Raw genomic sequence first — 14,360 nt, 5'->3', positions numbered from 1 at the left:
TGATGGCTGACGCAGCAACGGATCTGGTGCTCGCCGTGGACGTCGGGGGCGGCACCACCAAGGCCGAGATCACCGATGCGGGCGGCGCCGTCCGCTGCGCGGCAACCGTCGGGACACCGCACGGCCAGGCCGCCTTCGACGCCATCGAACGGCTCGGCCGCGAGCTGCTGGCGGCCCTGCCGCCGGGCGACCAGCAGCGGGTGGCGCGGGCGGCGGTGGTCCTGCCCGGGCTGGTCGACTCCGACCGCGGCATCGCGGTGTTCAGTAGCAATCTCGGCTGGCGGAACGTGAAGGTGGGCAATCGTTTCGCCGACGGCTGGGGCCTGCCGGTGCTCATCGACCACGACGTGACCGTGGCGGGCTGGGCCGAATGGCGCTTCGGCGCGGGCCGCGGCCTCGACGATGTGTGCGTGCTGATCCTCGGCACCGGCATCAGCGGCACGCTGTCGGTGGGCGGCCGCCTGGTGCGCGCCTCCACCGGGCAGCTCGGCCTCGCGCAGGCAGGGGAATATGGGCACATCCCCGTGCGCTACCGCGACGGGCTACCCTGCCCGTGCGGCAATACCGGCTGCGTCGAGACCGTCGCGTCGGGACCGGCCATCGCCCGCGCCTACGCCGCGAACACCGGCCGCGAAATCACTGGCGCGGAAACCGTTTTCGCCGCCGCCGATACCGATCCGGCGGCCCGGGCGGTGATAGACGATGCCATCGACGCGCTGGCCGCGGGCCTGCTGGGTGTCGTGCACGCGAGCTGCCCCGAGCTGATCGTGCTCGGCGGCGGCCTGGCCCGTGCGGGCGCGGTCCTCACCGACGGCCTGCACGCCCGGCTCACAGCCCTGCTGCGGGTGGCGCCCGTTCCCCAGGTCACACAGGGCGAGTTCGGTATTCGGGCCGGTCTGATCGGCGCGGCCCATCTGGCGCGGACGGGTGCACTGCGATGAGCGGCCGGCGCGGACTCGAATTGCGCGGCCGGGTGGTGACCCGGGCGGGGGTGCTGGAGGACGGTGTCGTCTCGATCCGGGGCGAGCGGGTGGCCACGGTGCGACCGGCCACCGAATGGGCCACGACCCACCGCGAACTACCGCCCGAATACGCGGGCACGATCGTCCCCGGCCTGGTGGACATCCACACCCACGGCGGTTTCGGCCATCGTTTCGACACCGAGGATCCGGCCGAGGCGCGCGCGGCCGCGGCCTTCCATCACCGGCACGGCTCGACCAGCGTGCTGGCCAGCCTGGTGACCGCGGCGCCGGACACCATGGTGGCCCAGGCCTCCGCGCTGCGGACGCTGGCCGCCGACGGGGCCATCGCCGGCATCCACATCGAGGGCCCGTTCCTGTCCCGGACCCGCTGCGGGGCACACGATCTCGGCTGTCTCATCGATCCGGATCCCGCGCTGATCGACCGTCTGCTGCGGGCCGCCGAGGGCAGCCTGCGGGTCATGACCCTGGCCCCGGAGCGTGCCGGATTCGACACCGCCGCCAAACAATTGGCCGACAGCGGCGTGGTGGTCGCCGTCGGCCACAGCGATTCGACCTTCGCCCGCTTCCGGGCGGCGCTGAGCCCGGAGGGGTCCGCCACCCTGGTCACCCATCTCGCCAACGGCATGCCGCCGTTGCATCATCGGGCGGCCGGGCCGGTGGCGGCGGGCCTGGTCGCGGCGGCCCAGCGGCAAGCCTTCGTGGAGGTCATCGGGGACGGCGTGCACGTCGATTCCGGTTTCGGCGCACTGGTTTTCGCCACCGCCCCCGACCGCGTGGTGCTGGTCACCGACGCCATGCAGGCCGCGGGCATGCCGGACGGACAGTACCGGCTGGGACCGCGACCCGTCACCGTGACCGACGGTGTGGCCCGGGTGCCGGGCGGCTCGCTGGCGGGCGGCACCGCGACGCTGCTGCACTGCCTGCGCTGGGCGGTGCGCGAGTGCGGCGTCCCGCTGTACGACGCCGTCGCGGCCGTCACCTCCACCCCCGCCGACGCCACCGGGCTGGATCAGGTCGGCGACCTGCGGCCGGGCCTGTACGCCGACGCCGTGGTGATCGACGACGACCTGAACCTGCGGCGGGTGCTACGGCGGGGACGGTGGCTGGCGTGATCCTCACCGTCACCATGAATCCCGCCTACGACCTGACCTACCGGCTCGAACGCCTGGAACGCGGGCGCGCGCAGCGGGTGCTGTCGGTCGAGCAGCGCCTGGGCGGCAAGGGCATCAATGTCACCCGCATCCTGTGCCAGCTCGGCAGCTGCGTGCGGGCAACGGGATTCGCCGACCACACCTTCGCCGCAGCGGCCGCCGCCGAATTCCCCGCCGACTTCGTGCCCGCCCTGCCGTGGGTCCGGCGCACCCTGGTGGTCAGCGAATCCCGCGACGGCACCGCCACCGGCCTGTGGGAGCCGGGCGCGTACGTGCACGAGCCGCACGCCGTGGACCGGCTGCTGGATCGCGTCGCGTTCCTGCTGCCCGAGCTGCGCGGGCTGGTGATCTCCGGATCGCTGCCCGGCGGGGTCGACGACGCGGTGCCCGCCGAGCTGGTGCGCACGGCCGTCGCGGCGGGCGTGCCGGCCGTATGCGATGTCGACGGTCCGGCGCTGAAGCTCGCGGCCACCGTCCCCGGTGTCGTGCTCACCCCCAATCAGGATGAGCTGGAACGTCTCACCGGCGTGGTCGCCGAGACCCCGCGGGCCGTGGCGGCCGCCGCCGGTCCACTGCTGGCGGCCGGTGTCCGCGCCGTGGTCGCCACCCGCGGCCCGGCAGGCGTGGTCGCGGTGACGCCGTCCGGGGCCTGGTCCGCGACGCTGCCGGAACCGGTGGCGGGCAATCCGACCGGCGCGGGCGATGCCGCCGCGGCCGCGGTGATCCGCGCGCTGACCGCCCCGGGCGAGCCGGACTGGCCCGCCCTGCTCACCGATGCCGTCGCGACCTCCGCGGCGGCCGTGGTGATCCCGGTGGCGGGCGAGATCGACCTGACGCTCCGCGACCGCCTCGCCCCCGCCGTCCAGGTCACCGCTCTGATCCCGGAGTCCCACCCGTGACGCTGGTCCCGCTCCCCGAGCTGCTCGCCGCCGCCCGTCCCGGCGGGCTGGGCGCGTTCAATGTCATCACCCTGGAACACGCGCAGGCCATCGCCGCCGCCGCCGAGTCCGCGAATCGTCCTGCGGTGCTGCAGATTTCGGAGAACACCGTCCACTACCACCGGGGCCTGAAGCCGCTCGCGCATGCCTGTCTGCACCTGGCCGCCGACAGCACCGCCGCCCTCGCGGTCCATCTGGACCACGCCACCTCCCGCGAATTGATCACGCAGGCGGTGGAACTCGGCATCACCTCGGTCATGTACGACGGCTCCGCCCTCGACTACACCGCCAATGTCGAAGCCACCGTGGCCATCACCGCCTGGTGCCACGACCGGGGCGTGCACGTGGAGGCCGAGCTGGGCGCGATCGGCGGCAAGGACGGTGCCCACACCCCCGGTGTGCGCACCGATCCCGACGAGGCCGTCGCCTTCGTCTCGTCGACCGGGGTGGACGCCCTGGCCGTGGCGGTCGGCTCCGCCCACGCCATGCGCACCCGCGATGCCGTGCTGGACACCGAGTTGATCGCTGCCCTGGCCGCGAAACTGCCGGTCCCCCTGGTACTGCACGGATCGTCGGGCGTCTCCGACGCCGGCCTGGGCGCGGCCGTCCGGCACGGCATGGCGAAGATCAATATCGCAACCCGCCTGAATATCGCACTGGCCGAATCGGTCCGGTCGACCCTCGCGACACACCCGGATCTCTCCGACCCGCGCCGATATCTGGGCCCCGGCCGGACCGCGATTCAGCACGAGGTCGAGCACTACCTCCGCGTCCTGTCCCCCGGACGGGGGATGGCGGGTCCCGCGCGCGCGTGACGATCGGCTCGCGGAACTGTCCTACGCTGCCCGGGAATCGCCACTTCGGCAGTAGGAGGCCCCTTGTTCGGCAGACGCGGATTCCTGACGGGAGCAGCGGCATCGGTGACGGCGGCGGTGGCCGCCACGGCGACCGGACCGGCACCCCGGGCGCGGGCCGATGTGGACCCGGGCAAACCGAACATCCTCGTCGTCATCGTCGACGAGATGCGCGCACCCGCCTGGTTCCCCGATCAGCAGACCCTGGATCAGCTGCTGCCCAACCTGGCTCGCATCCGGCACGGCAGCGTCTCGTTCGAGCAGCACTACACCGCCGCCAACGACTGCACCGCCTCCCGCGGCGCGCTGGTCACCGGGCTCTACAGCCACCAGACCGGCTGCATGGTGGTCTCGGAATCCACTCTCTCCCCGCGCTTCCCGACCTGGGGCTCCATGCTGCGCAAGCAGGGCTACGAGACGACCTGGTGGGGCAAGTGGCATCTGGGCCACTACCCGGACCGCACGCCGGGCGCGCTGGACGCCTACGGGTTCGGCGGCGGCACCTATCCGTCGCCGAACGGCGCGCCGGGGCAGGGGTTGCAGGCCGATCCGAAGATCGTCGACGACTTCGTGGACTGGTTCGAGCACGATTCCGGCGGGTCGCCGTGGTGCACCACGGTGTCACTGGTGAATCCGCACGACATCCAGTACTGGCCGCGCTGGACCCGCCGGGACCAGGCCAACCTCGACCTGCCGCGCTGGATGGACCAGCTGCCCGGGAATTTCGAATCGCTGGAACAGCTTTCGGCCAAGCCGCGGCTGCAGATGGCACTGGTGCAGGCGTCGGTGGTGGCCTTCGGGCTCGCACCCTACGGCACGCCCGAGGCCACCCAGGCCTGGATCGATATGCGCAACCTGTACCTATGGCTGCAGCAGCAGGTCGACGGGCAGATCGGCCGGGTGCTCGACACGCTGTACTCGCGACCGGACGTCGCCGCCAATACGGTCATCGTGTTCACCTCCGATCACGGCGATTACGCCGGATCGCACGGGTTGCACGGCAAGGGCGGCGGCGCCTACGACGAGGCGATCCGGGTGCCGCTGTACGTGCACGACCCGCGCGGATACCTCAGCCCCACCGATTCCACCAGCGCCCGCACGCAACTCACCTCCAGCGTGGACCTCGCGCCCCTGCTGCTGACCATCGCCACCGGCGGCGCGGACTGGCGGGCCGGCGACCGCTACGAGCATCTGCGCGGCCGCCTGGACCTGGCCGCCCTGTGCCGCAATGCCTCCGCCGCCGGACGCCCGTGGATCGCGCACACCACCGACGAGTCCACCATCGAGGAGGCGGCGATCCTGTTCGACCACAACGCGCCCGGCCACGTGGCCATGGTGCGCACGGCCGACGCCAAGTTCGCCTCCTACTCGAAATGGCTGGACGGCCGCATCCAGATCGACACGTCGGCCGAGCAGGAGTTCGAGCTCTACGACTACTCCACCGAGAACGGCCGACTGGAGCTCGACAATCAGGCGGCGAGCGGAAATCCGCTGCGGGACACCATGGCACAGCTGCTGGCGCAGGCCATCGACACCGAGATCCAGCAGCCGCTGCCCGGGTACCTGAAGGACGCCCAGGAGCAGGGCATCGACGACTATGTGCAGTCCAACCGCAGCATCGCCGCGCGCGCCGAGCGCCTGGGCAACTTCCTGGAGGACTTCCTCACGCCGAAGTGACGAACTCGCGCAGGGTGATCGGCGGGTGGCCGGTGAACCGTTCGATGGATTCGGTCACGCGGAAGAGCTCGTGACCGGATCCGATGGCCGCGAACATGGTCCACAGGTGGGTCAGGTGCTCGACGGCCACCGGGTCGCGGTAGACGGTCATGGCCCACTCCGACCACTCCGCCGGATCGACGTTCCGGTAAGGGACGCCGAACAATTCGGCGGCCTCGCCGACGGTCATGATTTCGCCCGCCAGCCACAGCACCGGATCCACCGGGCCCTCGGTACGCAGCACGCCCGCACCGACCCCGGCCACATCCGCGCCCGCGATGAGCGGCAGCACGGTGTCGGGCGAGCCGAGCGGCAGCGCCAACTCCCCGCGGTCGCCGATGGCCACCCGCAGGTTCTCGTAGAACACCGCCGCGCGCAGGTGCACCGCGCCGATGCCGGCGGTGTCGAGCACCTGTTCGGCCACCCAGTGCCGCCGCATGTGCGGGGTGCCCGCCTGCGGATCGGAGCCGAGCTGTGAGGTCGCGACCACGCGCTGCAGCCCGGCCTGCCGCCCGACGGCCGCGAGAACCGCGGTGGCGTCGATCATTCCGGCGGTCACCGGATAGGTGAAATAAGCCCGGCGCACGCCCTGCAGGGCGGGTGTCACGGCGGTGATTTCGCGCAGATCGCCGACGACGACCTCCGCGCCGAGATCCTTCAGCTCGGCTGCCCGGCCGTCATCGCTGTGCACGAAAGCACGCACCGGCAGGCCCGCGCGCATCAGGGTTTCGGCGACCAGCCTGCCGGTACCGCCTTGGCTTCCACCGGCCGCGCCGGTGACGAGAATCGGTTCCATTGCTCTGCTCCTCACGCCGTCGCCGGCAACCGCAGTTCGAAGGCCCCGCGCGCGGCGAGGCCGGTCAGGAAGTCCACGGCGTCGAAAGCCTCACCGGGACTGGCGACTCCGCTCTTGGCGCCGCCGTCGGTGAGCCGCACCGCGGCTTCCACCGAAGCCAGCGCGGCCGCCGACCACAGGTCCCGGCCGGTCAGCGTCCCGGCCGCGGAACCGCCGGGCGCGAGAACCTGTGCGGCGATCATGAATTCGCTCGCGGCGCGGGCGGCCGCGTCCACCTGCTCACTGGCGAAGGCCTGCTCCTCCTCGAAGGTGCGCGAGGTCAGCTGTGCCTCCACCGCTCTGGTGCGGGTGTGCCGGGGCACCGTGACCGCTTCCGGGAACGGCACCGGCGCGGTCATGGGCCGCGGCCCGACCGGCGGCGGGAACGCGAAGATCGCCTGTCGCGGTTCCACGAATCCGTACCGCTGTTCGCCGTCCTCGTAGCCGATGCGATCGGTGTCGGCGAACAGCAGCCGCGCGGTCTCCACCGCGCCGTGGGTCATCATCCAGTTGGTGACGTTGTAGGCCACCGTGATCCGGTCGATGTCGGGGATCCCGCGTGCGACGGCACCGGCCAGTAGATCACCCAGTCCCCCATAGAAACTCACGCTCGGCAGCATGGTGATCCCGGCGCGCTGCGCGGGTTCGGTGAAGCTGTCGAACAGCCGCTTGACGTGGTGCACCTCCACCGCGTGATCGACATAGTGGCAACGGCCCTCGACGGCGGCGGTGGCTACCGGCAGTCCGGTGGTGGCGAAGGGCCCCGCGCAGTGGATGATCACGTCGGCGGCCTCGGCCAGCGCTCGCAATGCCCCCGGATCATCCAGCGCGGCGGGCATCACCCGCGAATAACCCAGGGCAGCAAGAGCATCCGGATCCCGCCCGGACACCACCACCTCTTTTCCCCGTGCGGTGAGATCGGCGGCGACCAGGCGACCGGTGTGACCGGTGGCTCCATAGATGGCGAATACGGTCATGAAAGATCAACTCTTTTGACTCGACGGACAATTCGAACGTCAGTTCACGTATATAGACCGCCGCGCCGACGAAAAGTCATCGCTCGTCGCCGGGGAATTTCGATTCCCGGATCTCCGGACCCCGGAGCCAGGTCATGCACGCAGGCACGGCCACCGCAGCTCGGAGTCGTCGACGGCCAGCGTGATGTCCGGAAAGCGTTGCAGCAGTGCGGTGAAGGCCACCCCGCCCTCGAAGCGGGCCAGGGGCGCGCCGACGCAGAGATCGTGTCCCCGCTGGAAGAACAACGCGCCCTCGACGAACTCGCCAGCGGCCCGACCCGCAACACCCTGGCCGGGCTGGTGACCGGCACGGTCGCCGGAGCCCTCGTCGGCGACCGCACACGATGCGGTAGTGCATTTTCCCGATGTGCCCGACACCCGTGTCTCGACTTTCCGGTGGTCTACCAGAAAGTCGAGACAGGCCGTGCTGTGCCGTGGCGGCCGCGGCCCCTGGGCCGCAGCGCCGAGCTGGGCGGAAGAAATTGACGCCCGCTGATGTCCGCTAGTTACTGCTGCCTGAAGAGGAACCGCTGGGCAGCCTCGGGAATCGCAATGGGGAGTCGGGGATTCCGGCGCCGTCGGTGCCCGCGCCGTCCTTGGCGTAACTGCTCTGTCCCGGTGGGGCGCTCAGGGTATTGAGGTAATTCCATCCGCTGTACCCGCCTCCGACCAGTCCGGCCAGGATCGTGCCCGCGAGTCCACCAGCACCGGCGAATACCCCGATAATCGGCAATCCGGTCACCAGGCAGCCCACCGCAAGAACCGCGCACGTCGCCACCGCAAGTACCGCACCGACGATGGCTCCGGCGGCCGCGCCTGCGAGCGGCCCCAGCGCCAACGCCATGCCGAACTGACCCAGACTGTCGTTGGCAGCGAGCTGATTCTCCAGCGGAGATGCGATCGGCTGCGCGCTCGCCAGATCGGGGGCGAGGTCCAGAGTTCGACCGCCCGCGGAGATGTTGTGCCGGATGTCGTATCGGATTCCGTTGAGGGCAAAGGCAAGTGGCACCTGGCCGACGACCTGCCCGGCATCGTCGGAAACGATGATGGATCCGCCATCGGCAGCCGGCGTGAAGGTGCCTGCGTCGATCGTGGTGATGACCTGCTCTTCGGACACCTCGCTTCGGTACCCGACGACGGCTGGTTTCGCCGGGTCGGCCAACGCTGGTTGCATGGCCGCTGTTGACGCCGACAGCAGCGATCCAGCCGTCACAGTGACGATGGCAGCCTTGCGGATCATCACTGTCCGGCCTCCTGCTGCTCCGGGGCAGGCTTTGCCAGCCCCGGTAGCTGAGACGCGTACTGGCTCTGCCCGGGAGCGGCCTGCATCGTGGTGTAGTAGTTCCACATGCCCTGGAGCAGTCCGGGAGCGCCGCCCAACGCCAAACCGACGACTCCGCCCGCCGCGCCCATCATCGTCATCAGCGGCGCCACCGTCAGCACGCAGCCGATGCTGAGAACCAGACACGATGCCCCGGCAACAGCGAGTCCGGCACCGACACCGACCACAGCGCCGACGATCGTCCCGACCAGTGTGCCGGCGGACAAACCGAAGCCGACCGAGTTGATCAGGTCGTTCATCGCCAGCTGGTTTTCCAAGGGCGAGGCGACCGGGCGCACCGCCGGCCCGCCAGTATTCGCCGGCAGCTGCGGAGTCAGCCGCAACGTGTGGCCATCGGCCGAGATCTGCGTGGCGATCGGGTAGCGCTGTCCGTCGAGAACGTAGGCCGTGGGCGTCGAATCAATCGTTGCCCCCGACGAGTTGTGCAGCGAGACGGTCTCGGTGTCCGCGTCCTGCACGAATTCCCCGTCCCCGACGGTCGCGACAACACTGTCGCCGGCGATCGCTCCCTGGTAATGCATCGAATCCGCGGGGGCAGCAGACTCCGGCGACGCGGTGGCGTTACCGCACGCGGCGACTCCGGCCGTTGCCATCACGGCGGCAATCACCACAGGGCTCATTCGCCTGTAGAGCTTCATCTTGATCCTCATCATTCCGATTTGATTAGGCGGTTGAGAAAATGGCGCGACTGCAGACAGAAGAAACTGGTGATGCGCAGTGCCTAATCGGCTGCACGTTCAGGGTCGCGCCGATGACCTAGATTACATAACGGTCGGCGGATTGGGGAGATTTCGGAAAGACCGGGAGAATCATTTTGCTTCGAAAATTAGACACAAACACGAATAAGTGCCGACTGGCACCCATCTGCCAGCCGACACCAATCGTTGAACACGTAATGATTATAAGAAGACCGATTTACCTCCTAGGATTGGTAGCGCCAGACCGCCAATCGAGCCGACGTTGAACAAGCTAATTCACGCTGTGCTCCGCCAGCGCGTCACACCATCGTGAATCGCGACGGGGCACGGTGAAGGGAATTGTGGTGGACCGTGTGCCCAGCGGCGGAACCAGCATGCGCGCCCCGAGCCGGCGCAGGAGTTGTCTAATGCAGTAGCTCGAAATTCGGGGCGGCCTCGTTTGATGCATGGTAGGGATTTCTGCCCCAGACTCCGGGGCCACAAGAACAGATCTGCAACAGCGGGAGCGCGAAAGTGCTTCGTGTCGTGCTGCCGGTGAATCGATTTCGAGTGCCGAGTTCAGTTACCGAGGTCGCTGTGTCAACCCTCACGGTTGCTCACCATGTACTTGGCTGGATCGCGAGGCTGTGTCACCGAGGTGCGCCAAGAGCACCCTGCGCACCGCGTGCCAGTCCGCGAGTCGTTCTTCGAGGGACATGCCGCGAAGAGCTTGGGCCCGAGAGCCTTCGAGGATCAGCCGGACGACCCTGAACAAGTCGTCGGGATCGCTGGACTCATCCGCTACGTACGGTCGAACAGTTTCAACCATTCGGTCGAATCGGTCGGCGAAATACGCGTGCGCGGGGTGAAAAGGATCCTGGGCTTCCGCCTCGAGCGCATCGAAGTTGTTCGACTCCTGCGCGCGCGAGCTGTAGTAGTCGACCCCGGCGTCGAGCAGTCCGAGCAGCCCCTTGCCGCCGGCTTGGTCGGACACAGCGGCCGAATCCGTCCTGTCGCGCTCATCGAGTACTGCGACCAGCAACGCCTGCATGTCGGGGAAGTAGTGCATCAGTCCGGGTGCGGACATGCCACAGCGGCGCGCGAGCTCGCGGATCGACAAGGCCCGAATCCCCTGTTCGGCGATGGTCTGACGGGCAACGGCCAGAATTTCCAGACGCCGAGCTTCCGGTGTCATACGTTTGGCCACAATTGCCCTCCTCGTTGCGATGCGGGCCTCGTCACCCTTATGCTCACGCTATCTTACACGTGTTAGATAGCGAAAGGGAGCAGCTTTGATCATTCCGAAGACATACGAACACCGGCCGGGTACTGGCCGGTTCGTGCTGGAGGACGGCATGACCGTGGCGGTGGATTCGTCCGAACTCCGCGATGTCGCCGAGGGATTCGCGAACGAGCTTCGGGCCGATACCGGTATCCGACTGCGCGTGACGGTGGATCCTTCGCCCTCAGCGGCGCTGCGTGTGCGGCTCGACGACCTTGGACTCGACGATCTGCCCCGGTCCCGGGGAGGCCGCGCCGACGGCGTGGTTTCGGCGGACGAAAGGCACGGGCTTCAAGTCGACGATGACGGCGTGGTGGTCTGGGGCCCCGGCCCAGAAGCTGTTTACCGGGGCTTGACGTCACTTCGCCAACTGGCCGCAGCAACATTGACCGAAGGGGCGGCCCGCATCCCGACGCTGTCGATCCGCGATGTGCCCGACTACTCGTGGAGGGGGCTGACCCTCGACGTGGCCCGGACATTCCATGATGTGGACACGGTGAAACGGGTCATCGACATGCTGGCGCTGTACAAGTTCAACGTGCTGCACCTGCATTTGACCGACGACCAAGGTTGGAGGTTCGACGTTCCCGGGTGGCCACAACTACTCACGGTCGGCGCCGCTGGAGCTGCCGAAGGCCGTCCAGGGGGCTTCTACACGCGCGCGGACATTGCCGAGCTGGTCGAATACGCCGCGGACCGCTTCGTGACCGTGGTGCCGGAGGTCGATATGCCGGGTCACAGCGCAGCCGCGATTCGTTCGTATCCCGAGTTGGGGTCGGCACCGGAAGGTCATAGCGGCGCGGTCTACCTCGACCCGGCGGCCGACCGAACGTGGTTGTTCGTCGAGGACGTGGTGGCGGTGCTGGCCGACCAGTTCAAGACCTCGGCCTTCATTCACATTGGTGGAGACGAAGCGTTCGGCATGCGGGCCGAGGCTCACATCGCGTTTCTCGAGCGGGCTGCAGCGATTGTCAGAGAGCAGGGAAAGGACGTCATCGGATGGCAGGAGATGGCTCGCACCGAAGTCTCCTCCAGAGAAACCGTGCAATATTGGATGAGCCTGACCGAAGTGGACGAGATGCTGGGGTCGCAACGGCTGGAAGAACTCATTCCCCCGGAATTCGTCGATGTGGTGCGAGAAAACTTGGAGCGCGGCCGGACCGATCTTCAGCGAGCACTCGCGTTGGGCGCGAATATCATTGCGTCACCGACGTCCCGTTTCTACCTGGACCGCCCGTTCGCGGATTCGGCCCTCGACCCGAGCCACGAACACGCTCGAAGCCGCCTCGGGATGTCCGCCTATACGCCGACCTCAATCGAGGATGGGGTGAATTGGGAAATCGAAGACGAGCTTCCCGGTGTCGATCTGGACGCCCAGCTGGTTGGGTTCGAGGGCGCCGCATGGTGCGAAACGGTCACTGGGCGTGAGGATTTGGAGCTCCTCCTCCTTCCGCGACTGGCCGGTGTGGGTGAACGATCCTGGCGCGCCCTCGCCAGAGCGGACTGGCCCGATTACCGACAGCGTCTCGCCACTCATTCGAGAGTGTGGAATGCCCGCGGATGGAACTGGTTCACGGCGTCATCGATACCCTGGCTCGACGCACCGGGTAATAGCTGAGAGGCGATATTCGCGACACTGACACGGCCCATAAACACAGCGCTCGGCACGCTCGCCGCATTATGGACTTCGTGTCGCAACCGCCGGTCACCAACGAGTGAGAAAAAGCTCGAATTCACCGATTCCACTCTCCGCGTGTGTCATAATTCACTCACTCAGCTCATCTGGTAGTTGAGTTCGTCGAGACGACATGAGCGCGGTCAATTTCGCCCTTCCGGCGCGACCATCCCATTCGCCGCTCCCGTTGCGTGATGTCACGCGTTTGTCGTCAGTTGAATTCCCGAAAGGGGTTGGTATGTCCACAACTCCCACTGTCGAGCCGGCCGACGGCGCCGATCCGCCGGAAGCACCCGGGGCGAGCAGCCGACCCGCCGGCTTGTCCCGAGCCCGAGTGTTCATCGCATTGGTACTGATCGTGTTGTTCAGCGAGATCGCGCCGATCCAGACGATGATGGCCGCAGCCGCCTTGGACAAGATCGCGGCCGCCTTCCCGGGCAGTGGCACGAATACCGCCTGGACCATCATCGTGTCCGGTCTCATCGGAGCCGCCGCCGCACCGCTGATCGGCAAGATCGGCGATAGCTGGGGCCGAAGGCAGACTTTCGTGACCTGCGGCGCGCTGTTCGCGGCGGGGTGTCTGGTCTGCGCGCTGGCCGGCGGCTGGGCAGTCTTCCTGTTCGGCCGCTGCCTGCAGTCTTTCGCGGTCGCGGGTGGGGTCGTTGCCTACGGGCTGGTCAGGGATCTGCTGCCGCGCACCGACACCGCACTCGGGTTCGGTGCGATCGCCGCCGGATCCGGGTTCGCCACGGCCGTCGCGCCGCTGGCCGTCTGGCTCAATGGCACGCACGGCTGGAGCGCGGCATTTTGGCTGTCGCTGGCGTTCACGCTGGTGATGATCCCGTTGGTCGTGGTGGCCGTCCCGGGTTCGAAACCCGTTGCGCGCCAGCGTCTCGGCCTCACCGGCACGGTCCTGGTCACGGTCGGTGCCGCACTGGTGATGGTCTATGTCGACCGGGGACAGGACTGGGGCTGGACCAGACCCGCGAGCCTGGCCTGGCTGGTCAGCGGGCTGGCAATGCTGGCCCTGTTCGTCCTCGCGCAGCCGCGGCTGAACGCGCCGCTGATCGATCCCCGCGTGTTGCGCCGGCCTCGCTTCGGCCTGCTGCTCGCGGTGGGACTGCTCGCATCGTGCACGATCGGTGTCCAGACCTACGCGATCACCTACATGGCCCGCACGCCCAGCCCGGCCGAGATCGAAAACGGAGTTGTCGCAGGCACGCTCGCGAAGGTCGCACAGGCCAGCGGAATGCTCCTACCGCCCGAAGCCGTCGAGGTGAGCCTCGTCCCAGGATTCAGTTACAGCAGTGGCTTCACCACGCACGAGTACGGCCTGCGTATCGCGCTTCTGCAGGGCATGATCACGATTGCCTTCGGCGTGATCGGCGCCCTCGTGGCGCGTCGGCTCGGCGCCCGGCTCCCGCTGTTGTCCGCCGCGGTGCTGTTCGCTGCGATCGCACTTGTCGAGGCTGCCGGATCGCATACCTGGGACATTCTCACCCTCACCAACGCAGCCTTCGGGTTGGCGCTCGGCTTCTTCTACACGGCCGCACCGGTTCTCGTCGCCGAGACGGTGCCGCGCGAGCAGACCGGTGCCGGCTTCGGCATGTTCACCCTGGTCCAGGGTGTGGGTACGGCGATCGGCGTCGCTATTGTCATCGCCTTCACAGCGGCACACCCGATGGCGGCCAGTGTGCGTGTCCCCGGAATGCCGCCCCTGCTCAGCCCGATTCCCGGGGTGTTCGCTGACCGCGGCTTCGAATTGGGATTCTGGTTCGCTACGGCGACCGCGCTCGCCGCGCTGGTCCTGTCGTTGCTTGTGCGCCCCGCCCGAGCCGCGCTCGGTGAACCGGGTGCGTGAGAACGCCACTCGCTGTTGCGTGGTGGGGCT

Annotated in this window: 13 protein-coding genes; 7 read left to right on the top strand and 6 right to left on the bottom strand. The window is 68.3% G+C overall.

The features are described from left to right. The first annotated feature begins 2 nt into the window (after positions 1 to 2). The 5 genes from ACFXIV_RS18095 (at position 3) to ACFXIV_RS18075 (ending at position 5,603) form a co-directional block, all read left to right on the top strand. Positions 3 to 941: an ROK family protein gene (locus tag ACFXIV_RS18095; protein WP_379403041.1), complete on the top strand. Its 939-nt coding sequence runs from the start codon at positions 3 to 5 to the stop codon at positions 939 to 941. Next, positions 938 to 2,095 (top strand): N-acetylglucosamine-6-phosphate deacetylase, encoded by a 1,158-nt coding sequence (locus ACFXIV_RS18090; protein WP_379403040.1) that lies wholly within the window; start codon positions 938 to 940, stop codon positions 2,093 to 2,095. The genes ACFXIV_RS18095 and ACFXIV_RS18090 overlap by 4 nt, the downstream gene beginning before the upstream one ends. Beyond that, complete coding sequence (locus tag ACFXIV_RS18085; RefSeq protein WP_379403039.1) at positions 2,083 to 3,033, top strand: hexose kinase; 951 nt, start codon at positions 2,083 to 2,085, stop codon at positions 3,031 to 3,033. The genes ACFXIV_RS18090 and ACFXIV_RS18085 overlap by 13 nt, the downstream gene beginning before the upstream one ends. Next, positions 3,030 to 3,887, top strand: a complete 858-nt coding sequence (locus ACFXIV_RS18080) for a class II fructose-bisphosphate aldolase (RefSeq protein WP_379403038.1) — start codon at positions 3,030 to 3,032, stop codon at positions 3,885 to 3,887. The genes ACFXIV_RS18085 and ACFXIV_RS18080 overlap by 4 nt, the downstream gene beginning before the upstream one ends. A 63-nt stretch (positions 3,888 to 3,950) precedes the next feature. Beyond that, positions 3,951 to 5,603, top strand: a complete 1,653-nt coding sequence (locus tag ACFXIV_RS18075; RefSeq protein WP_379403037.1) for a sulfatase-like hydrolase/transferase — start codon at positions 3,951 to 3,953, stop codon at positions 5,601 to 5,603. On the opposite strand, the gene ACFXIV_RS18070 is transcribed toward ACFXIV_RS18075, so the two are convergent. From ACFXIV_RS18070 to ACFXIV_RS18045, 6 genes are all read right to left on the bottom strand, one after another. After that, positions 5,590 to 6,438, bottom strand: a complete 849-nt coding sequence (locus tag ACFXIV_RS18070; RefSeq protein ID WP_379403036.1) for an NAD(P)H-binding protein — start codon at positions 6,436 to 6,438, stop codon at positions 5,590 to 5,592. The two genes, ACFXIV_RS18075 and ACFXIV_RS18070, sit on opposite strands and share 14 nt — an antisense overlap. Positions 6,439 to 6,449: 11 nt before the next feature. Further along, positions 6,450 to 7,454 (bottom strand): saccharopine dehydrogenase NADP-binding domain-containing protein, encoded by a 1,005-nt coding sequence (locus tag ACFXIV_RS18065; protein ID WP_379403035.1) that lies wholly within the window; start codon positions 7,452 to 7,454, stop codon positions 6,450 to 6,452. A 132-nt stretch (positions 7,455 to 7,586) separates the two neighbouring features. Continuing rightward, positions 7,587 to 7,871, bottom strand: coding sequence for a hypothetical protein (locus ACFXIV_RS18060; protein ID WP_379403034.1), 285 nt, complete (start codon positions 7,869 to 7,871; stop codon positions 7,587 to 7,589). 124 nt (positions 7,872 to 7,995) lie between these two features. Then, positions 7,996 to 8,733: a hypothetical protein gene (locus ACFXIV_RS18055; RefSeq protein ID WP_379403033.1), complete on the bottom strand. Its 738-nt coding sequence runs from the start codon at positions 8,731 to 8,733 to the stop codon at positions 7,996 to 7,998. Then, positions 8,733 to 9,485, bottom strand: a complete 753-nt coding sequence (locus ACFXIV_RS18050; protein WP_379421293.1) for a hypothetical protein — start codon at positions 9,483 to 9,485, stop codon at positions 8,733 to 8,735. The genes ACFXIV_RS18055 and ACFXIV_RS18050 overlap by 1 nt, the downstream gene beginning before the upstream one ends. A 634-nt stretch (positions 9,486 to 10,119) precedes the next feature. Further along, positions 10,120 to 10,719, bottom strand: coding sequence for a TetR/AcrR family transcriptional regulator (locus ACFXIV_RS18045; RefSeq protein WP_379403031.1), 600 nt, complete (start codon positions 10,717 to 10,719; stop codon positions 10,120 to 10,122). An 85-nt stretch (positions 10,720 to 10,804) separates the two neighbouring features. Between ACFXIV_RS18045 and ACFXIV_RS18040 the strand changes: the two genes are divergently transcribed. Beyond that, positions 10,805 to 12,412 carry a family 20 glycosylhydrolase gene (locus ACFXIV_RS18040; RefSeq protein ID WP_379403030.1) on the top strand — a complete coding sequence of 536 codons (1,608 nt, stop codon included), beginning with the start codon at positions 10,805 to 10,807 and terminating at the stop codon, positions 12,410 to 12,412. 295 nt (positions 12,413 to 12,707) lie between these two features. Further along, positions 12,708 to 14,330, top strand: a complete 1,623-nt coding sequence (locus ACFXIV_RS18035) for an MFS transporter (RefSeq protein ID WP_379403029.1) — start codon at positions 12,708 to 12,710, stop codon at positions 14,328 to 14,330. The last annotated feature ends 30 nt before the right edge of the window (positions 14,331 to 14,360 follow it).

Origin of the sequence: Nocardia sp. NPDC059236, from assembly GCF_042754085.1 — a bacterium.
GTDB lineage: Bacteria > Actinomycetota > Actinomycetes > Mycobacteriales > Mycobacteriaceae > Nocardia.
Note: the sequence above shows the minus strand (reverse complement) of the source record. Positions and strands in the feature narration are given on the sequence as shown.